The 24,022-nt window shown below is 73.6% G+C and carries 18 protein-coding genes; 5 read left to right on the top strand and 13 right to left on the bottom strand.

Going from position 1 to position 24,022, the window contains the following annotated elements:
* Nucleotides 1-4 precede the first annotated feature (4 nt).
* The 10 genes from HW837_RS09820 to HW837_RS09775 form a co-directional block, all read right to left on the bottom strand.
* Nucleotides 5-604: a hypothetical protein gene (locus tag HW837_RS09820; RefSeq protein ID WP_045559845.1), complete on the bottom strand. Its 600-nt coding sequence runs from the start codon at nt 602-604 to the stop codon at nt 5-7.
* Nucleotides 576-1,349, bottom strand: a complete 774-nt coding sequence (locus HW837_RS09815; RefSeq protein ID WP_052682971.1) for a nucleotide exchange factor GrpE — start codon at nt 1,347-1,349, stop codon at nt 576-578. The genes HW837_RS09820 and HW837_RS09815 overlap by 29 nt, the downstream gene beginning before the upstream one ends.
* Entirely contained in the window at nt 1,349-2,146 is a 798-nt protein-coding gene (locus HW837_RS09810) for a C39 family peptidase (protein ID WP_052682970.1), read from the bottom strand. The genes HW837_RS09815 and HW837_RS09810 overlap by 1 nt, the downstream gene beginning before the upstream one ends.
* Complete coding sequence (locus HW837_RS09805; protein WP_193380734.1) at nt 2,143-3,879, bottom strand: dynamin family protein; 1,737 nt, start codon at nt 3,877-3,879, stop codon at nt 2,143-2,145. Before HW837_RS09805 ends, HW837_RS09810 begins: the two co-directional genes overlap by 4 nt.
* Nucleotides 3,880-4,293: 414 nt before the next feature.
* The gene (locus HW837_RS09800) at nt 4,294-5,010 is read right to left on the bottom strand and encodes an alpha/beta fold hydrolase (RefSeq protein WP_045559841.1); all 717 of its coding nucleotides are present in this window, start codon (nt 5,008-5,010) and stop codon (nt 4,294-4,296) included.
* 135 nt (nt 5,011-5,145) lie between these two features.
* Nucleotides 5,146-6,117 (bottom strand): alpha/beta hydrolase, encoded by a 972-nt coding sequence (locus tag HW837_RS09795; protein WP_045559840.1) that lies wholly within the window; start codon nt 6,115-6,117, stop codon nt 5,146-5,148.
* 207 nt (nt 6,118-6,324) lie between these two features.
* Nucleotides 6,325-7,266: a helix-turn-helix domain-containing protein gene (locus HW837_RS09790; protein ID WP_045559839.1), complete on the bottom strand. Its 942-nt coding sequence runs from the start codon at nt 7,264-7,266 to the stop codon at nt 6,325-6,327.
* A gap of 157 nt (nt 7,267-7,423) precedes the next feature.
* On the bottom strand, nt 7,424-8,386 hold the full coding sequence (locus HW837_RS09785; protein ID WP_234442659.1) for an NAD(P)-dependent alcohol dehydrogenase: 963 nt from the start codon (nt 8,384-8,386) through the stop codon (nt 7,424-7,426).
* A 55-nt stretch (nt 8,387-8,441) separates the two neighbouring features.
* On the bottom strand, nt 8,442-8,915 hold the full coding sequence (locus tag HW837_RS09780; protein WP_193380735.1) for a cupin domain-containing protein: 474 nt from the start codon (nt 8,913-8,915) through the stop codon (nt 8,442-8,444).
* 85 nt (nt 8,916-9,000) lie between these two features.
* On the bottom strand, nt 9,001-9,579 hold the full coding sequence (locus HW837_RS09775; protein ID WP_193380736.1) for a YceI family protein: 579 nt from the start codon (nt 9,577-9,579) through the stop codon (nt 9,001-9,003).
* A 101-nt stretch (nt 9,580-9,680) separates the two neighbouring features.
* Between HW837_RS09775 and HW837_RS09770 the strand changes: the two genes are divergently transcribed.
* Nucleotides 9,681-10,535 (top strand): helix-turn-helix domain-containing protein, encoded by an 855-nt coding sequence (locus tag HW837_RS09770; RefSeq protein ID WP_193380737.1) that lies wholly within the window; start codon nt 9,681-9,683, stop codon nt 10,533-10,535.
* A gap of 22 nt (nt 10,536-10,557) precedes the next feature.
* Here HW837_RS09770 and HW837_RS09765 read toward each other — a convergent pair whose 3' ends face one another.
* On the bottom strand, nt 10,558-12,669 hold the full coding sequence (locus HW837_RS09765; RefSeq protein WP_313895504.1) for an AfsR/SARP family transcriptional regulator: 2,112 nt from the start codon (nt 12,667-12,669) through the stop codon (nt 10,558-10,560).
* Complete coding sequence (locus HW837_RS09760; RefSeq protein WP_193380738.1) at nt 12,666-15,599, bottom strand: AfsR/SARP family transcriptional regulator; 2,934 nt, start codon at nt 15,597-15,599, stop codon at nt 12,666-12,668. The genes HW837_RS09765 and HW837_RS09760 overlap by 4 nt, the downstream gene beginning before the upstream one ends.
* Nucleotides 15,600-15,989: 390 nt before the next feature.
* On the opposite strand from HW837_RS09760, the gene HW837_RS09755 reads away from it, so the two are divergent.
* A complete protein-coding gene (locus tag HW837_RS09755; RefSeq protein ID WP_196788989.1) occupies nt 15,990-17,318 on the top strand; it encodes a hypothetical protein in 1,329 nt (442 codons plus the stop codon).
* 111 nt (nt 17,319-17,429) lie between these two features.
* On the opposite strand, the gene HW837_RS09750 is transcribed toward HW837_RS09755, so the two are convergent.
* Nucleotides 17,430-18,014: a GNAT family N-acetyltransferase gene (locus tag HW837_RS09750; protein ID WP_107073767.1), complete on the bottom strand. Its 585-nt coding sequence runs from the start codon at nt 18,012-18,014 to the stop codon at nt 17,430-17,432.
* Between the two features lie 135 nt (nt 18,015-18,149).
* Here HW837_RS09750 and HW837_RS09745 point away from each other — a divergent pair, with 135 nt between their 5' ends.
* From HW837_RS09745 to HW837_RS09735, 3 genes are all read left to right on the top strand, one after another.
* Nucleotides 18,150-19,385 (top strand): MFS transporter, encoded by a 1,236-nt coding sequence (locus HW837_RS09745; RefSeq protein WP_177261828.1) that lies wholly within the window; start codon nt 18,150-18,152, stop codon nt 19,383-19,385.
* A gap of 107 nt (nt 19,386-19,492) precedes the next feature.
* Entirely contained in the window at nt 19,493-21,268 is a 1,776-nt protein-coding gene (locus tag HW837_RS09740) for a glycoside hydrolase family 35 protein (protein ID WP_193380739.1), read from the top strand.
* A complete protein-coding gene (locus HW837_RS09735) occupies nt 21,268-23,676 on the top strand; it encodes a beta-galactosidase (RefSeq protein ID WP_193380740.1) in 2,409 nt (802 codons plus the stop codon). The genes HW837_RS09740 and HW837_RS09735 overlap by 1 nt, the downstream gene beginning before the upstream one ends.
* The last annotated feature ends 346 nt before the right edge of the window (nt 23,677-24,022 follow it).

Here is a 24,022-nt window from a genome sequence, read left to right as displayed (position 1 = left end):
TGGTTCACCTCTCGTAGGGCGGGTGCGGGTCGCCGGGCAGATGTCGGCCGAGGAACCTGGGGGCGAGCCGTCGGTAGTAGGGGGCGAGCCCGGGTTCCAGGAGCTGGGCCAGGAGGACGTCGAACTCCGCGGTCCAGCCGCCGCCCGGCTGACGGCCGGCGGAGAGCCCGTCGAACAACTCGTCGTGGAGACCGAGGAACCGGGTGCGCAGGTCCCGGTACGCGCGGGTCGTCAGCCGCTCCACGGCGGGGTGGGGGAAGCGGCCGACCGGCTCGGACCACTCCGTGCGGGAGCGGTGCGGCTCCTTGAACCGCAGGTCGGTGTACTCGACCAGCCGCCGCGTCGACCAGTCCAGCGTCGCCGTGGCGAAGGGCGGGAACAGGTCGGCGCCCCCGGCCGGGTCGGGCCGCATGACGAACAGCGGCAGCCGTACGTAGACCCGCGGGGAGCCGTCCTGTACCACCGGCACGGGCAGCGGCCAGCCGATCCCCGACTCCATCGGGACGAGCTGCCGGAAGACCGCCGAACGCCGCAGCTCCCGGCACAGCACCTCCGAGCGCGGCAGCGCGGCCGGGTCAGCGGGGGTCTTCACGGGACGTGCCATGGCAGGGTCCGCCTTCCTCGCCGGAGTGGGGTGCGTCGCGGGTCTCGTGCGGGTCACCGCTCCCGTCCGGGGCGGAGCCCGCCGCGGTGCCGGCGCGGCCCGGTTTGCCCGGCGCGACGTAGACGACGACCTCCTGGTGACGCAGGACGGCCTCGCCCCAGAGGTAGCCGGGGCGTACCGTCTCCGCGATGGTGCCGCCGCGCAGGCCCGACGGGTCGGCCCGGGTGGCGACCACGTTGTGCCGGGTGGGGTCCACCGGGCCCCTGTCCTCGACCGGGTCCACGCCCGACGCGGCCAGCGCGGCGAGCACGCTGCGGCGCACCCAGCCCAGCACCGGGTCGGCTGAACCGCCCCCGTCGCCCCCGGATACGCCGGGGGCGGTGCCGGCGGCCGAGGTCGGCGAGGACAGTTCGGCCAGCCGGTCCAGCAGCAGGATGAGCGGGGCCGCGGCCGCCGGGGCGGTGGCGGGCACCGCCGCGTCCGGCGGCGCTTCTTCGCGCGGCTTCCGCGGTGACCTCGTCCGCCCCGGCGGTTTCTGGGACGCGGCGTCCGTCGTGAGCGTGCCGGTGGACGAGTGCGTGCCGGCGGGCGAGTGCGTGCCGGCCGTCGTTCGTTCGTAGGTGGCCCGCACCTCGCGTTCGATGCGGTCCCGCTCCGCCAGGAGCCAGGCGGCACACCGCGCGGCGAGGGCGCCCGGCTCCTCGCCGGTCCCGCCGGTCCGTTCGACGTTCTCGGCGGCCGTCATCACGTCCCCCGAGGTGCGCCCGTGGCGACGAGCAGGTTGCCGGAGTCCTCCCAGGCACCCAGGAACTCGTCCAGCGGCACCTCCAGACCTTTCCCGTCGGGGTGCCCGGAGTCGTTGAGGACGACCATCGGATGGTCCGGGTCGGTGGTGTCGATGCCCGTGACCCACACGGCGTGGTTCGCGCCCTGCCCCGCCATGCCCGGCGCGTCGCCGACCAGGTCGTCGTTCGGGTCGTGCCCCGGCGCCCAGACCTCGTCCGCGTCGATGCCGACGATCGCCGCCCCACCATCCGCGAGGACCCCTTCCAACTGCTCCAGGGACGCGCCCTCCACCTGCTCGACCGGCACGCCGTGGAGCGCGAGCAGATTCCCCACGTCGGCGAAGGGGGTGCCGGACTCGTCGTACCACCCGTTCGCCGAGGCCTCCTCGATGAGCTGCTCCTCGCTGACGCGCTCACCGGTCAGGTACTCCAGGACCATGCCCTGCGCCCCGATCGCACAGGCGTTCTCTCCGGTGTGCTGCTGCCACACCTCCATGGCCTCGCCGGGCTGGCCGAGGACCGCCCCCGAGTCGCTCGTCGCGGGGTCGAAGTTCGGCAGATCGGGGACACCGTCGACGGTGGTCGTGCCACCGGGGTCGGAGGCCGGGGCGCCGTACGGGTCCGCGTCGGTGTACGGGTCCGGGCCGGTGTACGGGTCCGGGCCGGTGTAGAAGTCCGTCGGGTCCCCGACGGCAGAGGGGTCCAGTCCCGGATCGAGGTCCGGTACGGCGCCCGGGTCGTACGGGTCCCAGCTCATCGCGCACTCCTCTCACCGTGGTGACCGGCCTGTTCCTCGTCGTCGCCGTAGAGCAGGGCGCCCGCACGGTCGACGAGATCGGCCACGCGTTCGTACGACCGCAGCACCACCCGCGCGACCATGAGGGTGGGGCGGTCGAGCAGCGGATCGCCGGCGCGCGCGGCCCAGTGCGCGGCGCGTTCGCGGGCCGTGGTCAGCAGAACGTCCACCGGGGTGCCCGGCGGCAGGGCGAGCCGCGCGGCGCACCCGGTGCCGCGCTCCCCGGTCACCGCGAGGAGCTGGGCCTCCTCCTCGGCGGTCAGGCTCAGCCGGCCCCGGTAGTGGGCCCCGAGCGCGGCGAGTTCGGAGGGGCCGGGGTCGCTGACCCGCGCGCTCTCCAGCAGCCCGGCCACCCGGTCGGCCACCGGCGGCGGCTGTCGGCCGGCCCGCTGGGCGGTGGCGCGCAGCCGGGCCACCTCGTCGGCGATCTCGCGCTGGCCGTGGTCCAGTTTGATCAGCGCGGCCCGGTTGCCGAAGTGCCGCAGCACCAGGCTCCGCAGCTCGGTCACCCCGCTGTGCTCCAGCAGCCGGCGGCGCACCTCCGCCTCGGTGAGGCCCGCCCGGAGATAGCCGCAGGCAAGGAACGTGCCCCACGCTCCGAGCCGGCTCACCAGCGCGGCGCGCACCTCCGGCGGTACGGGCAGATCCGGGTGGTCGCGCGCACAGAAGAGGTGGACGTCCTCCATCCGCTCGGCCAGCAGCGGGGGTTCCACCGTCGCGAGGTCGGCGAGCGGACCGAAGCCGTCGCCCGGCAGGCACTGCGCGCCCACCCCGAGCAGGCCGGCGACCGGCACGACCGTACGGAACACGCGTCGCACCAGGGGCCGTTCCAGGTAGGTGTCGGCGATACGGCGGGCCGTCGCCATGGGGTCGTAGGCGTGGTAGTCCGCCGGTTCCAGCGGCATGCCGTCCCGGCCGGTCTCGCCGACGGGCGGCCAGTACTGGTCGCTGCGCGAGAGCACCCCGAACGCCTTCAGCGGGCTGACCACCTCGCCGTAGGACCCGGCGAAGGACTCCACCGCCTGCTGGTCGGCGCGGCCCAGGCCACGGCTGAAGACGAAGACGACCGCGTCGGCGCGGTCCATCTCGGCGGCGCTCTCCGCGTGCACGGAACGGGCGTCGTGTCCCAGCTCGGCGAGGACCCGGGCCGTCTCCGCCCGCTCGGCGGGGTCGTCGATGCCCAGGAAGGCGAGGGTGTTCTCGGCGTCGGTGCCGTGCACACTGCCCAGGCCCGGGGTGTCCACCAGCCGGAAGCGGCGCAGCAGGGGGCTGGGCCGGCCCACCTCGACCTTGCGTACCGCGCGCAGCAGGCTCAGCCCGTCCGCCGAGCGCACGGTCAGCCGGGACAGCGTCTCGGGGTGCCACTCCTCGGGGGCGCGGCCGTCCTTGAAATGGACGAGCAGTCGCGGGTGCGGGGAGTGGTGGAACTCGCAGACGTTGAACGTCAGCTCCAACTGCCCGGTGTCCGACACCTCTTCGCCGAGCAGCGCGTTCACCAGCGTGGACTTGCCCCGCTTGATCTGACCGGCGACGGCCACGCGCATCGGCTGTCCCATGCGGGCGCGCGCGGCGGTCACCACGGCGCGCAGATTCGCCGTGATCAGGTCGAGCGGGTCCGCCGGGCCGGCCGGGTTCGGCGGGTCGATCGCGCGGGCGATCCTGGTGAAGACGTGGTCGTGCGACGGGGCGGCCATGGGACGAGGCGGGCCCGGCATCACGCCCACCCCGCCGCGTGCCGGTTCGCCGGCGGACTCGATGCGCCAAGTGGCCGCGAAATGAGCGTAGTTGACCCCGTGCGTGGTGAAGACATGCGTTCCCCCGATGCCGGTGCCAGGACCGGTCCCCCCGCTCCCCGTGCCGACGGCAACAGAGTGGCAGCGTGTCGGCCGTCAGGCGAGGGGTTTGGCGGGAACTACCCGTTTCCTGGGGCGCACGGCGTATTCATGGGGGCGTGCGGGGGTATGGGTTTCACTCCGGCGACGCCACGGCGAGCGTGCGGCTGTGCCCCTCATCGGCCGAGGGCCCGCCTCCCGTGCGGGGCGGGCCCTCGTTCGTCCGACGGCCGGGCGGTGGCCCGTATGCCGGACAGGCGGTGATGTGTGGGGTGATCAGGCGGTGGCGCGTACCGCCTCCTGGATCACCGTCGCGATCTCCTTGGGGCGGGAGACCGCCACGGCGTGGGAGGCGCCCTCGAGTTCGGTGACGGTGGCGCCGGCGCGCTTCGCGCCGAAGCGCTGGACGTCGGGGTTGATGGCCTGGTCCGCGTCGGCGACGACCGCCCAGGAGGGCTTGGTCTGCCAGGCGGCGGTGGCCGCCGTCTCCGTGAACACGGATACGGCGAGCGGGCGTTGGGAGACGGCGAGGATCTCGGTGACCTCGGCCGGGACGTCCGCGGCGAAGATGCCGGGGAAGGCCTCCGGCTTGATGGTGACCTCAACGGCGGGGTCCGCGCCCTCGACGGGGTACGTCCGCTCGTCGAGGTTGGCGATCAGCGGGGCCAGCGGGTAGCGGCCCTGCAACTCGCCCAGGCTCTCGCCCTGTTCGGGGACGTACGCGGCGACGTAGACCAGGCCGACGACGTTCTCGGCGGCACCCGCCACGGTGATGATCGCGCCGCCGTAGGAGTGGCCCACGAGGACGACCGGGCCGTCGGTCTGGGCCGCCGCGGACGCGACGTACGAGGCGTCGGAGGCCAGACCGCGCAGCGGGTTCGGCAGCGCGCGGACGGGGATGCCCTGGCCGCGCAGCTCCTCGACGACGCCGGCCCAGCTGGACGCGTCGGCGAAGGCGCCGTGCACGAGGAGGACGGTGGGGGTGGGGGACATGGTGCGGTTCTCTCCGTTCTGTGGGCCGACCGGCGCCGGGCCGGACGACCGTGGCTGTGCGGTGACGGTCGCGGTGCCTGTGGCAGCGTCTGTCACTGCGTCTGTCGCTGTGCGGTGTGCGTGTTCCGTGCGGCGTCAGTTGCCGTGCAGGGCCGTGCGCAAGGTGGTCGTGGCCAGGGTGATCGCGGCCTCGGCGGCGTGGGTCTCGCGCAGGGCGTTCAGCATGACGAAGTCGTGGATGATGCCCTGGAAGCGCACGGCGGTCACCGCCACACCGGCCTCGCGCAGCTTGTTCGCGTACGCCTCGCCCTCGTCGCGCAGCACGTCGGCCTCGCCGGTGACGACCAGGGCCGGGGGCAGGTCCTTGAGCTGCTCGACGCTCGCCCGCAGCGGGGAGGCGGTGATCCGGGCGCGCTCGGCCTCGTCGGTCGTGTACTGGTCCCAGAACCACTGCATGCCGTCGCGGCGCAGGAAGTAGCCCGTCGCGAACTGGTGGTACGAGCCGGTGTCGAAGCTCGCGTCCGTCACCGGGTAGAACAGCACCTGCTGGACCAGCGGGACGTCACCGCGCTCCTTGGCCATCAGCGTCAGCGCGGCGGTCATGTTGCCGCCGACCGAGTCACCGGCGACCGCCAGCCGGGTCCCGTCCAGGTCCTTGGACGCGCCCTGCTCGACGACCCACTTCGCCACCGCGTAGTTCTGCTCGATGGCGACCGGGTAGCGAGCCTCGGGGGAGAGGTCGTACTCGGGGAAGACCACGGCGGCCCGCGCGCCGACGGCGAGTTCGCGCACCAGCCGGTCGTGGGTGTGCGCGTTGCCGAAGACCCAGCCCGCGCCGTGGATGTAGAGGATCACGGGCAGCACGCCCTCGGCGCCTGCGGGCCGGACGAGGCGCGCCCGGACGCTGCCTGTCGGACCGCCGGAGACGGTGATCCACTCCTCGTCGGTCTCCGGCATCGCGATCTCGCCGGACTGCACCTCGTCGACCGCCTTGCGGCCCTCGGCGGGCGGCAGTTCGAAGAGGAAGGGCGGGTTGGCGGTGGCCTCGGCGAAGGCGGCGGCCGCCGGTTCCAGGACCGGGCGGGTCGGCTCGGAGGTGTCGGACATGTGGTTCTCCCGAGGGGTCGTGATGTGGTGCGGGCGGCTCTCGCTTCGAGATGCCGTGCGAGCGGCGCCCGGATCGGCGGGTCACGCCGGCGGCGCTCGGTGCGGTGCGCCGCGCGGGGCGACGCCACGGCCAGACGCTAGGCCCGGAGCCGGACGTGCGATGGCCCACCAGCGCACCGAGGTCGGTCCCGGAGCGCACGACAGGCCCTAGCGGACGTGGACCGGTGTGCGTCGGACGCCCGTCGGGGCCTGGCTCGCCGCAGCGTCCCGCCACTCGCTCGGGGACATGCCGTACGCCGCCCGGAACACCCGGCTGAAGTGCGTCGCGCTGAGGAAGCCCCAGCGGCCGGCGACCGAGGCGATGGTGCGCCGGTTGCGGACGCCGAGGACCAGGTCGCGGCGGCACTCCTCCAGTCGGCGGCGTTGGACCCAGCGGCCCACGGACATTCCCTCGTCCTGGAACAGCCGGTGCAGATACCGCACCGAGATGTGGTGGGCACCCGCGATCACCTCCGGCGACAGGTCCGCGTCGGCCAGATGCTCGTCGATGAACCCCAGGACACGTGCCATCAGCGGCGTACGGCCGACCGGCCCGTCCGCGGGGCCGGCGCCCGGGGCACCGTCGGCCCTGGCCCGCCCCAGCTGCTCCGCCGCGAGCGTGGCCAACAGGTTCACGGCGTTACGGGCGAGCATCTCGCCGACCGGCGGCTCGGCGGAGATCGCCGAGACCGCCGTGTCGGCCAGTTCGGCCAGGAACGGCGACAGCAGGGTCCCCAGCCGGGAGGACCGGGCGACCGGGTGCGCGACCACGCGCCGCAGGTCGTCGCCGCCGTCCTCCAGCCCCAGTTCGTCGGCCGGGACCAGGAAGACCTTGAGGCGGCAGTGCTCGGGGAAGTCCAGTGACGGCGGACGGCCGGCGTCGTAGAAGCAGATGTCCCCCGGCTGGAGCGAGAGGTCCGGGATCCGCTCGGCGGACGGACGGCGGGCCCCGCGCACCCCCACGAACAGGTACGTGCCCCCGGCCCGCGCGGTCAGTCGGTGCGCCCCGACGCCCGGCCGCCCCTCGCCGGGTAACTCGGAGGGTCTCCCGCCGAGGACGGCGATGCGGAGACCCGCCGGCGCGAGGGTGCCGATGTCGGACGTGGTCATCTGTCGTTACCTCCAAGGCCGTTCGAGCGCACCGATCAAGCGCGTCGTGCGAGCACTGCACTCGGAGCCTAGGAAGGGAGATGTGAAAAAAGAGTGACCGTGAAGTGATGGCGGGCGGCACACGGCCAGGTGCGGGCGTGCCTCGCTGGGGGCTCCGCTAGACGAGGCGGATGACGCGCTTGCCGCGGGCGTGGCCGGTTTCGGTGGCTCGGTGGGCGTCCTGGATCTCGTCCAGGGGATACACGCGCTCGACCACCGGACGCAGCTCCTTCCTGTCGACGTGATCGGCGAGGGTCTTCAGGTCCGCGCGTCGGGGGCCGGCCATGAGCAGGCGTACGCGCGGACCGGGCAGGACGGTGGAGAGCAGGGCGAAGGGTATGGCGCCGGCGGAGGGCGAGGCGATGCGACCGCCGGGGCGGAGAGCGCGTCGGTAGTCGCGGACAGCGGAGCCGTGGCAGTCGAGGATGGCGTCGAACTGCCTCTTGAGGGCGTTCGGTGGGGTGGTGGCGTAGTCGAGGGCCACGTCGGCGCCGAGTTCGCGGCAGAACGAGGTGTTGGCGGCGCCGGCGACGGTGGTGACGTGGGCGCCCCAGGCGTGGGCCAGCTGGACCGCCGCACTGCCGACGCCGCCGCTCGCGCCGACCACGAGCAGCCGTTGGCCGGAGCGCAGGCGCAGGGTGTCCCGCAGGGCTTGCAGCGCGGTGATGCCGACCGCGGGCAGGGCGGCGGCTGACACCAGGTCCGTGCCGCTGGGGGCGGTGCTGATGGCCTGGGGCTTGGCCAGGACGTATTCGCCGGCCGCGCCCGTCCGTCCGGAGACGTCGCTGAGGATGCCCCACACGTGTTCGCCCACCGTGACGTCGGTGACCTTGCCGCCGAGTGCGACCACCTCCCCGGCGAAGTCGCCTCCGGTGCGTTTGGGAAAGCGTCGCCCGGTGACCAGACGCATCCCGCCGGAGCGGATCTTCACGTCGATCGGGTTGACGCTGGACGCGTGGACCCGGACGAGCACCTGGCCCGGCCCGGGGGACGGACGCGGAACCGCGCCGACGGAGAGCACTTCTGGGCCTCCGTAACGGTCGTACCGGACGGCGCGCATCATCGGTTGGTCAGGCGACATGGACGGGCTCCCTGGCGGGCATGGTCGTATCTCCGGGCGTCGAGGACACTGGTGATCAGTACGTCCGGGGGACGGGGGGCGGGTTGCCGTGGATCACGAAGCCGTACTCCTCCATGAGGCTGTGCGGGGCGTCGCTGCGTGAGTCGGTGGCTCCGGCCTCGTGGAAGTAGCCTTCGATGGCTCCGGGGTTGCACATGACGAGGAGTTCCGCGGTCGACGTGATGGCCTGGTAGCTGTGGGGGACTGACCGGGGCCCCCAGACGAAGGCGCCGGGCTCGGCCTCGTACACCTCGCACTCGTCGAACGAGGTCGATCCGACCCAGAACCGGACGCGGCCGGACAGGACGATCCAGCTCTCGTCCTCCAGGCTGTGGGTATGCAGGGGCGGCGCATGGTCGGGGCGCGCGAGCTGACGCGTGACGCTGATCAATCCGCTCGACTCGGCGTTGCTCACCACCTGTTCGACCACGTTCCCGTGGTAGCTGAAGGTGGTGCCGTCGCCCGGATTGCGTACAAGGGCACTGCTCATGAGAGGTCCTCCTCCCGACGTGGGGCCCGAGGTCGTCGGTCCCTCGTCGAAGTCGTATGTGGTGGGTGCGTCGCTCGTCGCTCGGTCAGGCGTCCTGGGTCCGCGCTCCGGCGAACTGCATGTCCAGGCGAATCTTGATGACCTCACCCAGGAGCCCGGGGAAGAAGGTCAACCCGAAGTCGCCGCGCCGGATCTCGCCCGTCGCCTCGAACCCGGCGTGCTCCCGGTGATCCAGCGGGGAGTCCACCACTCCGCCGAACTCGACAGCGAGCACGACCGGGCGGGTCACGTCCCCGATGGTCAGGTCTCCCGCCAACGTCCAGTCCTCACCGTCCCCGGAGATCCGCGTCGATCGGAACGTCATCGTCGGACGCTTCTCCACATCGAGCAGCTCGGCCGAGCGGGTGTGCGCGTCGCGGTCGGCGTTCCCGGTGTCGATGGAGGCCAGGGCGATCTCGGAGGTCACCCGCACGTCGTCGAGGGTCTCACCGACGTACAGCCCGGCCGTGAACTCGGTGAAGCGGCCGCGGACCTTGCTGATCCCGAGGTGGCGGACGGTGAAGTCGACCGATGAGTGGTGGGGGTCGAGTTCCCACGCGCCGGGAGCGAGGGGCAGTGCGGCGACGGACGTGACAGTGGTGTTCGCAGAGGTGTCGTTGCTCATGCCCTCATCGTGCGGGCCCTGCGGCGGGGCAGGGGAGACCGGCCGAAGGGTGGTAGTGGCAGGGCCACCCTTCGCGCCGGGGCACGTTGTACGTTCGAGAGGTGAACGACAACGAGTTGGGCACCTTCCTGCGGACCCGCCGTGAAGCCCTCACCCCGGCCGAGGCGGGCCTGCCCGCAGGTTTTCGCCGTCGCACGCCGGGGCTGCGCCGCGCCGAGCTCGCCACCCTCGCCGGCATCAGCGTCGAGTACCTCACCCGGCTCGAACAAGGGCGGGACCGCAACCCCTCGCCCAAGGTCCTCGCCGCCCTCGGCGAGATCCTCCAGCTGTCGACGGCGGACCGTGTGCTGTTGCACCGGTTGCTCAGGGAACACGGCGAGGACAAGGACTTGTGCAAATCGGTCACCGCACCGCCGGAGCGCACGGTGCGCCCCACCCTGCGGGCACTTCTGGAGAGTCTGGAGCCCGCGCCGGCCGTCCTGCTCAACCGGATGGGAGACATCGTGGCCTGGACACAGGGCTACGAGCGGTATGCCCGTCCCCTCGGCCTGCTCGACGGGGACCCTCCCAACATGATGCGGTACCTGTTCGCCGACGACCGGTCCCGTGCCGTGTTTCCCGGCTGGGACCGGGTGGCCGACGAGCAGGTCGCCCATCTGCGCAACGAGTCCTCGCTGTACGACCCTCATGTCGCCGTCCTGGCGGACGAGTTGACGGCGGCGGGGGCGTCGTTCAGTGACCGTCTCGCCGCTGTTCCGGCCCCGCCCTCCCGTTTCGGGCTCGAGGTGGTCGAGCATCCCGAGGCAGGTCGCCTGCGTCTGTCGTTCGAGACGCTCGTGCTTGCCGACGAGGGCCGTCGCCTGGTGGTGCACCTACCGGCCGACCAGGCCACGGCCACCGCGCTGGACCGTCTCAACGGCCGCAGGCCGGGGGCCCTGCGGGCAGTGAGCGGCTGACCTTCGCCGGGGGACATCGGCTCTACGCCCCGCCGCCCGGCCCGTACCCGTACGGATCTGCGCGGTCTCGGCCGTCGCCGCCCGGGCCGAGCCGCACAGTCAACTCGGCGGCGAGGGCGCGCAGTAGCTGGTGCTGGGCGTAGCGGCCGGGCGTGTGCTCCGTGACGAGATGTGCGTCGGCGAGGGCGTCGAGCGCCTGCCGGGCCCGTCGGAGGGGGAGTCCGGCCAGGGCCGCGGCCGTCTCGGCGTCCAGGTCGGGGCCGGGGTGCAGGGACAGCAGACGGAACAGCCGGGCGTGCTCCGGCGCGAGGCGACGGTAGGAGCGGGTGAGGACGGCGCGGAGGTCGGGTACGCCTCCGGGTGTGGCGAACGCGTCGAGCGCGCGCGGGGAGTGCCGTAGCTCGGCGGCGAGGGCCGCGAGGGCCGCGAGGGCCGCGAGGGGGCGGGAGGGCTGCTGCGCGGCACGGGCCGCGATGATGGCCAGCGCCGACGGCAGCCGCCCACACCGGCTGACGATCTCGTCGAGCGTGTCGCGTGTGCCGAGCGCCTCGGCTGTGTGGGCCGCGTCGACCGCGTCGGTGGCGACCATCGTGTGGGCCAGGTGGTCGAGGTGGGCCGTCAGCGTGGCCCGGGCGTCCGTCGTCGGCGGTAGGTCCAGGCGCAGCGGGTGGGCGCCCGACGCGATGAGGGCCGACAGGCTGTTGCGGCTGGTGACCAGGGTCAGGGAGCCGGGCGACGCGGGCAGCAGCGGACGTACCTGCTCGGTGTCGGCCGCGTCGTCCAGCACCACCAGCAGCCGTCGGCCCACCAGCAGACTCCGGTACAGGCCGGCGAGCGAGTCCGTGCGGCCCGGCTGGCGTGCGGGTGGCACCCCCAGCGCGGTGAGGAGCGTGCGCAGTGCCGCGTCCGGCTCCAGGGGGTCTTCCGTCGGGTCGAACCCCCTCAGCCCGACGTGGAGTCGCCCGTCGGGGAACCGTCCGGCGACCGCGTGCGCCCAGCGCACCGCCAGGGACGTCTTGCCGATCCCGGGCATCCCGCTGATCAGCACGGTGGTCGGCGGTGCGCCGGTGCCCGCGCCGACCGCGTCCGTGACCTCCGCCAGACGCCGGAGTTCACTGCGTCTTCCCACGAAAACCGTTGGGGATGGCGGCAGTTGGGGGAAGGGCCGGGGCGAGGGCGTGACGGCCACCCTCGATCCAGGCGGTGACGCCGCCGAGGTCGTGGAGGTCGTTGGGGTCGTGGAGGTCACCGAAGTCGCTGAGGTCGTGGAGGTCACCGAAGTCGTCGAGGGCGCCGAGGGCGGTGCGAGAGGTGCGGGCGGTCGTGGCGGAGTCCACTCCTGGCGGAGCACCTTGGTGTGGGCCGTGGTCAGGTCCGTGCCCGGAGCCACGCCCAACTCCTCGGCCAGCAGCCGTCGTACGCGCTCGTACGCGGCCAGCGCCTCCGCCTGGAGGCCCGCCGCGGCCAGGGCCATCACCAGCGCCGCGTGCAACGACTCGTCCAGGGGGTCGAGTTCGAGGGCCTGGCGCAGGCGGGGCAGCACCTGCTCGCTCCTTCCGCACAGGAGCGCCGCGTCTGCGGCCATCCTGGTCGTCCGGAGCAACTCGCGCTCCACCTCCTCGAACACCGCGTGCTCCCGGACGGCGGCGGGGATCCCCCTCGCCACCGGCCCCCGCCACTCGCCCAGCGCCTCCACGAAGTACCGTGTCGCCGCCTCGGACCGCCCCGTGGCGGCGGCCCGCTTCCCCCGCTTGGTGAGCGCGCGGAAACGCAGCAGGTCGACGTCGTCCTCGTCGGCGTCCAGCCGATAGCCCCCGGCGCTCCGCAGCAGCCGCCGTCCGGGGGCCCGGGGCGGCAGCCCGGGTTCGAGCAGTCGCCGCAGCGAACCTGCGTACCGGCGCACCACGTTCATCGCGCTCGCCGGCGCCCGACGCGGCCAGAGCACGTCGACGATCTCGCCCGACGGCACCACGCGGCCCACCCGTACGACCAACAGGCCGAGCAGGGCCCGCTGTTGGGGGAACCCGAGGTCGAGTTCCTCCCCGCCCCGGAGCACCCGAAGCGGCCCCAGTACGTCGAGCCTCAGCAACTCCCCTGATCCGCCAGGGAGTTCGTGTCCAGCGCCGTCGGTCACGCGTACCGCTCGCTCGTGCTGAGCAGGGCACGGACCTGTTCGGCGTCCGGGTGGCCGAGGGTGATGAGGAGGGTGAGGGCCTGCTGCCGTACCTCGACGGCGCTGTCGTGGTCGCTCATCGCCGTATGGGTGTCGCCGATGTGGACGAGGGTGCAGGCTTCCAGGTAGGGAACGCCCAACTCCCGGTACAGGGCGAGGGCGTTGCCGTAGCCGAGCAGGGCGTGCGGATGGCGTCCGAGGTGGTGGTGGGCGTATGCGATCGTGTGCCAGGTCGCGGCCTCGCCGTAACGGTCGCCGAGCTCCTGGAGCAGGGCCAGGGCCCGATGGCAGTGGCGCAGCGCCTCCTCGTGCTCGCCGAGCAGCGCGTGGTACCAGCCGACGGAGTTGAGCACACTGGCGTATGCGGCGCGGTGACCGCTGTCCCGGAAGAGCTCCATGGCCAGCCGGTTGTGGTGGAGGGCGCCGGGCAGATCCCCCTCCTGGTCGTGGGTCCAGCCGAGACTGCGATGGGTGTCGGCCCGCCCGACGGTGTCGCCCGCCTCGGTGAAGAGCGACAGCGCGCGGTCCAGGCGGAGCCGGGCCGACCCGTGCAGACCGAGCCGGCTCTCGGCCCGGGCCAGCGCGCGCAGGCCCCTGGCCTCCCCCACGGGGTCGGCCACCCGCAACGCCGCGTCGAGCGCGATCCGTTGGACGGTCGCCCAGTCGTGCCAGTGGCCCCGCCGGTCGAAGAACGGCTCCAGCGACCAGGCGAGCAGACACGCCACCCGGTCGCGGCCGGACCGGGCCGCCGCCCCGACGACGGCCAGCAGAACGGGATACTCGGCCGACAGCCAGGCCAGCGCCTGCGCGTGATCGGCCGGCGGCTCGGCGTGGACACCGGACGGAAGCGGGCCCGGCGGCACCGGATCGGCGTGCGGGGCGAGGAGCGGCTCGGCGGCGTGCGCGGTGTGCAGGTAGTGCGCGTACAGCCGCTCCGTGGCCGCCTCCCGCGTGGCCTCCGGGTGCTGGTCCTCCAGGAGTTCGGCCGCGTGGGCGCGGAGCAGGTCGTGCAGGGCGTACCGGCCCGGCGCGGGCTCGGCCACGAGGTGGACGCCGGCCAGTTCGACGAGGAGCGACCGCGTGCGGCGTACGGACAGCCGGGCGAGCGACGCCGTCGCCGGCACGGAGAAGTCCGGGCCGGGATGCAGCGCGAGCAGCGGGAAGAGGAGCGCCGCCTCGGGCGACACGGCGCCCAGCGACCAGGAGAAGACCGCCCCCACGTTCGCGGCCGCGTCCGTGCGGCTGAACGCGTCCAGGCTGCCGTGCGCCGCGCGCAGCTCCGCCGCGATCGCCGACAGCGGGAAGTCCGGGTGCGTGGCGGCTCGCGCCGCGACGCAGGCCAGCGCCAGCGGCAGGCCGCCGCAGAGCGACGAGATCTCCGCCACCGCCCGCTCCTCGCCCGCGAGCCGTCGCTCCCCCAGCCTGCGCGCGAGGAAGGACCGTGCCTGCGCGGCGTCCAGCGGACGCAGCGCCAGCGTGTGCGCGCCGTCCGCGGCGACCAGGCCCGACAACTGGTCGCGACTCGTCACGATGGTCAGACAGCCGGGCGTCCCGGGCAGCAACGGCCGCACCTGCTCGGTGTCCCGCGCGTTGTCCAGCAGCACCAGGAACCGCCGGCCCGCCAACAGGCTGCGGTACAGCGCCGCTTGGGCGTCGACGCCGTGCGGTACTCGTTCCGGCGGTACGCCCAGCGCGTCGAGGAAGACGCGCACGGCTTCCCCGGCCTCCATCACCCTGCCCGAGGGCGCGAAGCCCCTGAGGTTGACGTAGAGCTGCCCGTCCGGGAAACGGTCCGCGACCCGATGGGCCCAGTGCACGGCGAGCGTGGTCTTCCCGATGCCGGCCATGCCCCCGATCGCGCTGATCACGACGGTGCCGGGACCGCTGCCGTCGTGGCCGGGCAGAAGCGCCAGGACCTGGTCCAGCTCGGCCCGGCGACCGGTGAACGTCGGGAGGTCGTGGGGGAGTTGGGCGGGGATGGTGGTCGGTGGCGTCTGTGGGGCCGGGGTCGGGGCTGGGGTGGGGGCCGCTGTCGGGGTCGGGGCGGGTGGGGGGAGGGGCGCTGAGGGCTGGGGTGAGGCTGAGATCGACGTCGGGGTCGGGGCCGAGGTCGACAGCGCGGTGTCGTGCCGTACGGCTCGGTGGGCGGCGCGGAGTTCCGGGCCCGGGTCGATGCCCAGTTCCTTGGCGAGCCTCGCGCGGGCGGCGCGGTAGGTGCTCAGCGCCCGTGCCTCGTGCCCGGTGGCGGCCAGGGTCCGCACGAGCCGGGCCAGCAGGGGTTCGTCCAGCGGTGCGTCGTCCGAGGCCTCCTGGAGCAGGGGCAGTACGGCGGCCGGGGTGCCGGCCAGGAGCGCCGCGTCGGCCGCTTCCCGTACGGCGGCGGTCCGTTCACGGTCGACCGCCGGGAACCCGGCGCGCTCCCGCACCTCGGCGGGGAGACCGGCCCCGGCTGGCCCCCGCCACAACGCCAGGGCCTCGGTGAGGAGTTCCACGACGCGTACGGCCGCCCCGTCGGTGTCACCGGCGACCCGGCCCGCCTCGTCCCGCAGCCGGCGGAACCGCAGCAGGTCGAGGGAGTCGGCGTCGACCAGGAGCCGGTACCCGCCGGCGTCCCGTATCAGCCACCGTCCGGCGGCACGGTTGGGCAGCCCCGGCTCCAACAGCCGCCGCAGCGAGCCCACATGGCGCCGGACCACGTTCACCGCGCTGGCCGGCGGCCGCCTGCCCCACAGCACGTCCACGATCTCGCCGACCGTCACCGGCTGCCCCGCCCGCACCAGCAACAGCCCCAGCAGCGCCCTCTCCTGGGGACGCCCCGGCGCGGGTTCCACCCCTGCCCGCTCCACGCGGACCGACCCCAGAACCGCGAACCGCACCGGCTCCAGCGCCAATTGCGCCTCCTGATATCTCGTATCTCGTATCTTCTTCGCGCCTCATGACCATACGTGAGCCGGCGAGCCGCCCAGGGCCTGTCATTCGAATCACGCCCGGGCCGCGGGGCTGGGCACGCACACCTGCGCGTCTCCGCCCGGACGAACCCGGCCCCTCCCGGCTCTTGACGCCCGTGGAAAGCGCTTGCCACACTCGCGGCCCGCCATGACAATCGCCTGCCACCACACCGCCGTACCGCCAGGTGCCGTACCCCGCCGCGCCACCCCAGGTCATCGGCCCGCCGAGCCCCTCGACCGGGCACGACTCGGTCGAAACGCGTTCGACGAGGAGGGCACGGCGGACGGTGGGCGCGGGGCAGGCGGGCCGAACCCCCCACAGGAGAAGCCGAGATGGGACGCAGAGCCGCACCCCGCCCCACCAGCACCGCCGAGGCCGGAGCCCCCACCCCGACCGAGGCACCCCCCACACCCCCTACACCCGTCAGTGCGGCCACCACGCCGTGCACCGCCAGCCCCTCCCGTCGCACCCCCACACGCATCCGCACCCGCGCCCTCCTCACCGCCGCCTGTGCCACCGCCCTGCTCACCGGGGCCGCCGCGGTGACCGCCCCCGCGAGCCCCGCCCCGGAACTGGGCGCGGCACCCGTCGCCGCCGAGGCGCCGGCCGCGGCGTGCGGCGAGGGCTCGTACCAGGCGGAGGCCGTGCTCAACGGCAGTACCTGGACCGCCCGGCGCGGCGGCACGGTCACGTACACCGGAACCGACATGCGCGCGGCGATGCAGGCCGCCGTCAACAGCCTCACCGCCGGGCGGACCTCGAAGGAACGCGTCGTGGTGCGCGGCTCCGGATCCATCGGCGCGGGCTCCCGGGTCTCGCTGCCCAGCTACACCGTGCTCGACGTGTGCGGCACGATCAACGTCACCGGCACCGGCTCGGGCGACCAGGCGCCGGTCTACTCGCGGGGCACCCGTGACATCGAGGTCCAGCACCTCAACCTCACCGGCACCCCGCTGTACGGGATCTTCCTGCGCAATGTTCAGAACGTCGTCCTCGGCCGGCTCGACATGCGTCTGACGCGCGGGCTCGGCGTCCGGATCGACAACCGGGGCGACACCAGCCAGTGGACGCGCAACGTCCGGATCGACAACGTGTACGTGTCCGGGGCGAGCAGTCACGCGGTCGAGACGTACGGCGTCGACGGGCTCACCGTGGGCACGGTGACCGCCCGCAATGTGGGCGAGTCCGGGCTGCTCCTCAACCAGACGATCAACGCCACGGTCACCAAGGTCGACGCGGACGGCGCGGGCGCCGGCACGGGCTACGCGGCCTTCCGCATGGCCAACCGCAACGGCCGGGTGGGCAGCGCGTACCCGACCAACATCCGGGTCGGCGAGGTGATCGCGCGCGGCGGCGGACGCGGCGTCTTCTGTGTCTCCGAGAGCGGCGGCGCGGTCATCGACCGGATCAACCTCACCAACACCGGCAACAACGCGATCCTGATCGAGAACTGCTACAACGTGAACCTGGCCGCCCAGAGCGGCACGGTCTCCGGCGGTGGCGAGATCCGGCTCGCGGCACGGTCGGAGTTCGCCAACAACCGGGACATCACCGTCCAGAACCTGACGGTCACCAACTCGTCCATCAGGGAGAGCCCCTGCGGCGAGAACACCACCTTCCGCAACAACCGCCTGGTCAACAGCGCCCAGACCATCTGCTGACCGGCCCCACCGCAGGGCGCGCCCGGCACCCGCTCCCGGGCGCGCCCGCCCCTTCGCTCCAGGTCGACCGCACCGCGCGGGACGCGGGGTGCCGTGGGCCGCCGAGCGCGATCAGGGCGCCGCCGCGTAGCAGCGGACGGCCACCTTCTGGTCGGGGCCCCACTGCTGCTCGACCGTGGCCAGCAACCGCCAGCCGAGCCGTTCGTACAGGGCCGCCGCGGCGGTGTCGGACGCCGCGACGTCGAGCACCGGGTGCAGTCCGCGTTCCCGCGCCTCGGAGACCGCCCGGGCCAGGAGCGTCGCCCCGAGTCCCAGACCACGGGCCGACGGAGCGACGAAGAGGCGGCTGATCACGGCGGTCTCGTCGACGCCCACCCCCGCCCGGGCGCTCCACAGTCCGGGCGCCGCGTCGGACGCGTCGCTCCGGGACAGTCCGATGTGTCCGGCGATCCGGCCGTCCTGCTCCACCACCCAGGCGGCGACCAGCGAGGACGGCGACAGCCACTCCTCGGGGCGGTCGGGCCAGTTCACCGGATAGCCGTCGCGCTCATGGACCGCCGCGAGTACGCGGACACAGTCCCCGAGGTCGCTACCGGCCCGAGGCCGGACACTCCGAGCCGTGTTCTCACCGGGCGCGTTCCGACCGGATGTGCTCTCGCCGGACGCGTTCTCGCCGGGCGGGCTCTCGTTCTTCACCGCGGCATGGAAGCACAGAGCCGAGACCGGCGACCACCTGCTTCTCCGTCGGGGCCAGGCGGCACGCAATCTTGACGCCGCCGATGTTACCGGTAACACTGCGAGTGGCCCAGTCACGGAGAGGCGGAGTTCCGCGTGCCCGACACACCTACCGCGCAAGAGGTGAAGCACATCCGACCGGCCCCGGAGACAAGGGTGTTCAGCCCCGCCGCCGTGGTCGCGTCCTGTGTCGGATTCGTCCTCATCGGCGTGCTGCAGGCGCTGTACGGCCCCGCCATCCCCGCCCTCCGCGACACCTACGACCTCTCGCCGTCGGCCGCCGGGCTGGGGCTGAGCGCCCACTTCACCGGCGGTGTCGCCGGTGTGCTGCTCTTCGACCGGCTCTACGGGCGGATGGGCAACCGGCGGATCCTCGGCACCTCCTACCTGCTGATGGCCCTCGGCGCGGCGGGCTTCGCGCTGGCCCCGAGCTGGCCCGTCGGGCTGGCCGCCGCCCTGCTCGCCGGACTGGGGTTCGGCGGCATCGACTACGGCCTCAACCAGCTCTTCGCCGTCGGCTTCGGCCACCGCTCGACCGCCATGCTGAACGTCCTCAACGCCCACTTCGGCATCGGCGCGATCCTCGGCCCCGCCCTGATCGCCGCCGTCGGCGCCGAGCACTACCCGGCGCTCTTCCTCGCCTTTGCCGCCGTCACCCTGCCCCTCCTGTGCTGCCTGCGGGGCGTACGCGACCAGGTGCCCCAGCCGGCCTCCGCCGTGACCGCCACGACCGGCGTTGCGGGCTCGGCGGCGGCGAACGGCTCGGCGCTCGGCCGCAGCCTGGGCTCGGTGCTCTCGGTCTTCGTCACCCTCTACGTGCTGCACGTCGGCATCGAGGCCGGCGTCGGCGGCTGGGAGCCCACCCACCTGGAGACCGTCGGATACGGCGCCGGGGCCGCCGCGACCGCCACCTCCGTGTACTGGCTGATGATGACGGTCGGCCGTTTCCTGATCGTCCCCCTCGCGCTGCGCCACTCCGCCCAGACGATCATCACCGTCTCCTGCGCCGGTATGACCGTCTGCCTGCTGCTGGCCTCGGTGCCCTCGCTCGCCCCGTACGCCTACGCCGGTGTGGGCCTGTTCATCGCGCCGATCTTCCCCACCGGTCTGCCCTGGCTGAACGCGGCCGCGCCCCGGGCCCGCCGGGCCGGAGCGGTCGTGATCGCCGCCTCCATGATCGGCGGGGTGGCGGCGGGCCCGGCGCTCGGCAAGGCCATCGAGTGGTCCGGCGTCCGCTCGGTCCCCCTGCTGCTCGGCGCGGTCTCGGCCGTGTGCCTCGCGGCCACCCTGTGGCTGATCCGGGCCACACGCTCCGACTCCGGTTCACCGTAAACCAGTCAATGCCGCCGCGCGCCGCCCGCAGCCCCTTGCCCACTGTCCCTGACGGACCCCCGTCGCCGCCCACCCTCCCCGCACGTCCCAGCCGAAGGGAAACAGCCTTGCGCTCGCCCGCCCTGACCACGTCGTCCGACGGTTTCCTGCTGCACGGTGAACCGTTCCGGATCATCTCCGGCGCGATGCACTACTTCCGCATCCACCCCGACCTGTGGGCCGACCGACTGCGCAAGGCCCGGCTGATGGGCCTGAACACCGTGGAGACGTACGTCCCCTGGAACCTCCACCAGCCCGACCCCGACAGCGACCTCGTCCTCGACGGACTGCTGGACCTGCCCCGCTATCTGAGCCTCGCCCGCGCCGAGGGCCTGCACGTCCTGCTGCGTCCCGGCCCGTACATCTGCGCCGAGTGGGACGGCGGCGGTCTGCCCTCCTGGCTCACCTCGGACCCCGACATCCGGCTGCGCTCCAGCGACCCCCGCTTCACCGACGCCCTCGACCGCTACTTCGACATCCTGCTGCCCCCGCTGCTGCCGTACATGGCCGCGAGCGGCGGACCGGTCATCGCCGTCCAGGTCGAGAACGAGTACGGGGCGTACGGCGACGACTCCGCATACCTCAAGCACGTGCACCAGGCGTTCCGGTCGCGCGGTGTCGAGGAACTGCTGTTCACCTGTGACCAGGCCGGCTCCGCCCACCACCTGGCCGCCGGGAGCCTGCCCGGTGTCCTGTCCACCGCCACCTTCGGCGGCAGGATCGACGAGAACCTGAAGGCGCTGCGGGCCCACATGCCCGAAGGGCCGCTGATGTGCTCGGAGTTCTGGATCGGCTGGTTCGACCACTGGGGCGAGGAGCACCACGTGCGGGACGCGGAGAGCGCCGCCGCCGACCTCGACAAGCTGCTGGCGGCCGGGGCCTCCGTCAACATCTACATGTTCCACGGCGGCACCAACTTCGGCTTCACCAACGGCGCCAACCACGACCAGTGCTACGCCCCGATCGTCACCTCCTACGACTACGACGCCGCCCTCACCGAGTCCGGCGACCCGGGCCAGAAGTACCACGCCTTCCGCGAGGTGATCGCCCGCCACGCCCCGGTCCCGGACGAGCCGGTCCCGGCGCCCGCGCCCAGACTCTCCGGCATCACCGTGGAACTGGACCGCCGAGCCCCGCTGCTGCCGTACGCGACCGCCCTCGACACCTCGCTGGCTCGCAGCGAACACCCGCTCAGCATGGAGGAGTTCGGCCAGCGCTCCGGCTACGCCCTGTACCGCACCACCCTCCCCGAGGCGGGTGACGGTCTGCTGCACTTCGACGGCGGGGTCGGCGACCGCGCCCAGGTCTTCGTGGACGGCGCCCCCGTCGGCGTACTGGAACGCGAACGCCACGACGAGACGCTGCCGTTGCGCGTGCCGCGCCCCGGCGCCACGCTCGACGTGCTGGTCGAGCACATGGGCGGCGTGAACTACGGCCCGCGCATCGGCGCCGCCAAGGGCCTCCTCGGCCCGGTCACCTTCAACGGCACCGCCCTGCTCGGCTGGGACACCCACCGCCTCCCGCTGGCCGACCTGTCCACGGTCCCCTTCGCGCCGGCCGAGGCGACCCCGGTCACCGTCCCCGCCTTCCACCACGGCACCTTCGAGGTCGGCACCCCCGCCGACACCTTCCTGTCGCTGCCCGGCTGGACCAAGGGGCAGGCCTGGATCAACGGCTTCCACCTCGGCCGCTACTGGAACCGTGGCCCCCAGCGCACCCTGTACGTCCCCGGCCCCGTCCTGCGCGCCGGCGTCAACGACCTGGTCCTGCTGGAGCTCAACGCCACCACCAGCGCGCGCGTCGAGTTCACGGACACGCCCGACCTGGGCCCGGTGAAGCCCTGATGGCGCGGCCGCACCGCGTGCGCCTGCGGGGGCCCGGCGAGCCGCAGCGGCGAGGCCGGCTGCCCTTCGCCGACGCCCCCGGCGTGCCCGACCCCATCGAGGTCGGCAGCCGTCTGCTCACGCGGGGCGGCCGCCCCTGGTTCCCCGTCTCCGGGGAGTTCCACTACTCCCGCTACCCGGCGGGGGAGTGGGAGGAGGAACTGCTGAAGATGAAGGCGGGCGGGGTGACGGTCGTCGCCGCGTACGTCATCTGGATCCACCACGAGGAGACCGAGGGCCGCGTCCGCTTCGACGGCGACCGCGACCTGCGCCGCTTCGCCGAACTCTGCGCCCGGCACGGCCTGGACTTCGTCCCCCGCATCGGACCCTGGGTGCACGCCGAGGTCCGGGGCGGGGGCCTGCCCGACTGGGTCCTGGCCCGCACGGACGCCCCGCGCACCGACGACCCGGCCTACCTCGCCCCGGTACGGCGCTGGTACGCCGCGATCGCCGAGCAGCTCCGGGGGCTGGGCCGCGCCGAGGGCGGCCCGATCGTCGCGATCCAGATCGAGAACGAGCTGTACGACCAGCCGGACCATCTGCTCACCCTGAAGCGCATGGCCCAGGAGGCGGGCCTGTCGGCACCGCTGTGGACGTCGACCGCCTGGGGCGGGGTGCGGCTGCCGCCGGACGAACTGCTGCCGCTCTACGGCGGCTACACCGACGCCTTCTGGACCGAGGCGGACGGCGGCTGGCCGGACACCTGCCGCAAGCACTTCTTCTTCACCCACCAGCGGGACGACGAGGGCATCGGCGCGGACCTCCGTCCGACCGCCGCGTACGGCGGCGATGCGGAGGAACTCTCGGGCCGATTCCCCTGGGCCACCTGCGAGTTGGGCGGCGGCATGGCGGTGGCGTACCACCGGAGGCCGCGCGTCGACGCCGCCGACGTCGGCGCCCTCGGCCTCACCAAGATCGGCTGCGGTTCGGTCTGGCAGGGCTACTACATGTACCACGGCGGCACCAACCCGCCGGGCGACCTCACCCCCCTCCAGGAGTCCCACGCCACCGGCTACCCCAACGACCTCCCCCGCCTCACCTACGACTTCCAGGCCCCCCTCGGCGAGTACGGCCAGTACCGCCCGTCCTACGACGAACTCCGCCTCCAGCACCTGCTGTTGGCTGACTTCGGCGGGCTGATCGCCCCGATGGAGTCCGTCCTGCCCGAGCTGCTGCCGACGGGCCAGGACGACCGGGAGACCCTGCGCTGGGCGGTCCGCGCCGACGACCGCTCGGGCTTCCTCTTCGTCAACAACCACCAGCCGCACGAGCCGCTGCCGGACCGACCGGGCACCTCGTTCGAGGTGGAGTTCCCCGGGGACGGGCCGGTGCTGTCGTTGCCGAGCGCGCCCGTCACGATTCCCCAAGGGGCCTATTTCTGCTGGCCGTTGCGGCTGGAGGTGGCCGGGCTGCGGCTCGACTGGGCCACCGCGCAGCCCCTCTGCACGGTCGACGACGGCCGTGGCCGGACCATCCTGGTCCTGACCGCGACCGACGGCATCGCCCCCGAACTCGCCCTCGACCTGCGCACCGTGACGACCGTGTCCGCGCCGTCGGACGCGGAGGTCACGACGACCGGTGACCGCGCCCTGGTCACGGCGCTGCGCCCCGGCACGGACGCCCTGGTGGAGGTCGACACCGCCGACGGTCACCGGGTCGGCCTGCTGGTCCTGGACGCGGCGACGGCCCGCGGCGCCTACCGGGGGCCCGCCTGGGGCGCCGAGCGGCTGATCCTGTCGGCGGACGGCGGGGTCGTCTTCGACGCCCACGCCGACGAGGTACGCATCCACAGCGCGGCCGACGCACCGTCGCTCGCCGTCCTGCCCGCCCCGGGCCGCGCTCCGGTCGTGACCGGGGCGACGGTGAAGGAGACGGAGGACGGGGTGTTCGTCCGCTACACGCTGGTCGCCGAGGACGACGACGTACGGCCGGGGGACGGCGGCGGCTCCGGGGGCGTGCTGCCGGTCACCCTGGCCCGGCCCGCGGGCGAGGCGCCTCCGGTCACCACGGGCGCCATGGGCCGCGCGAGCGTTCCGGCCGACGGGTACTTCGACGCGGCGGCCGCGGAGTACGGCGTCGCCCTGCCGGCCGACCCGCCTCCCGGCACCCTGCTGCGGCTGCACTGGACCGGTGACGTGGCCCGTGCGTATGTGGGGGAGCGTCTGGTCGCCGATCAGTTCTTCTCGGGGCGGGTGTGGGAGATCGGGCTCGACCGGTTGCCGGCGGGCGAGCTGAGGGTGCGGGTGCTGCCGCTCGCGGCCGGGGCGCCGGTGTATGTGCCCGGCCGGGTGGATGACGCGGCGATCCCGGCGGAGCTGCGTCGCGCGGAGTGCGCCACGGTCCGATCCTGGCCCCTCCGCCCAGGCTGACCCCACGCCTCCTCGCCCCCGCCGCCCCTACCCTTCCCGTCCCCCAGGGGCTGCGCCCCTTCGCCCCCCAGGCGTCCGTCCGGTGGGGGCTGGTCGCGCAGTTCCCCGCGCCCCTGAAAAAGCGGGCTGCGCCCTGCTTTTTCGGCCCGAAAGGGCCGTAGGCCCTTCAGGGGCGCGGGGAACTGCGCGAGAAGCCCCACTCACCCGCAGCCGACAGACGACCGAGCGGGGTCGAAGGGGCGCAGCCCCTGGGGGAGGGACGGGCAGGGGCGGCGGGGGCGAGGAAAGGCCGGACCTATCCTGTGGCCCCGGGCCGACGCACCACACCCCCCGCACCACCTACCCC

It is taken from the genome of Streptomyces caniscabiei (assembly GCF_014930365.1).
GTDB lineage: Bacteria > Actinomycetota > Actinomycetes > Streptomycetales > Streptomycetaceae > Streptomyces > Streptomyces caniscabiei.
This window is presented reverse-complemented; position numbering and strand designations above follow the sequence as displayed.

What these genes read in the sequence shown, in the direction of transcription:
- HW837_RS09820 (WP_045559845.1), bottom strand. Translation starts at nt 604, where the DNA reads ATGGCACGTCCCGTGAAGACCCCCGCTGACCCGGCCGCGCTGCCGCGC.
- HW837_RS09815 (WP_052682971.1), bottom strand. Translation starts at nt 1,349, where the DNA reads ATGACGGCCGCCGAGAACGTCGAACGGACCGGCGGGACCGGCGAGGAG.
- HW837_RS09810 (WP_052682970.1), bottom strand. Translation starts at nt 2,146, where the DNA reads ATGAGCTGGGACCCGTACGACCCGGGCGCCGTACCGGACCTCGATCCG.
- HW837_RS09805 (WP_193380734.1), bottom strand. Translation starts at nt 3,879, where the DNA reads ATGGCCGCCCCGTCGCACGACCACGTCTTCACCAGGATCGCCCGCGCG.
- HW837_RS09800 (WP_045559841.1), bottom strand. Translation starts at nt 5,010, where the DNA reads ATGTCCCCCACCCCCACCGTCCTCCTCGTGCACGGCGCCTTCGCCGAC.
- HW837_RS09795 (WP_045559840.1), bottom strand. Translation starts at nt 6,117, where the DNA reads ATGTCCGACACCTCCGAGCCGACCCGCCCGGTCCTGGAACCGGCGGCC.
- HW837_RS09790 (WP_045559839.1), bottom strand. Translation starts at nt 7,266, where the DNA reads ATGACCACGTCCGACATCGGCACCCTCGCGCCGGCGGGTCTCCGCATC.
- HW837_RS09785 (WP_234442659.1), bottom strand. Translation starts at nt 8,386, where the DNA reads ATGTCGCCTGACCAACCGATGATGCGCGCCGTCCGGTACGACCGTTAC.
- HW837_RS09780 (WP_193380735.1), bottom strand. Translation starts at nt 8,915, where the DNA reads ATGAGCAGTGCCCTTGTACGCAATCCGGGCGACGGCACCACCTTCAGC.
- HW837_RS09775 (WP_193380736.1), bottom strand. Translation starts at nt 9,579, where the DNA reads ATGAGCAACGACACCTCTGCGAACACCACTGTCACGTCCGTCGCCGCA.
- HW837_RS09755 (WP_196788989.1), top strand. Translation starts at nt 15,990, where the DNA reads ATGGGACGCAGAGCCGCACCCCGCCCCACCAGCACCGCCGAGGCCGGA.
- HW837_RS09735 (WP_193380740.1), top strand. Translation starts at nt 21,268, where the DNA reads ATGGCGCGGCCGCACCGCGTGCGCCTGCGGGGGCCCGGCGAGCCGCAG.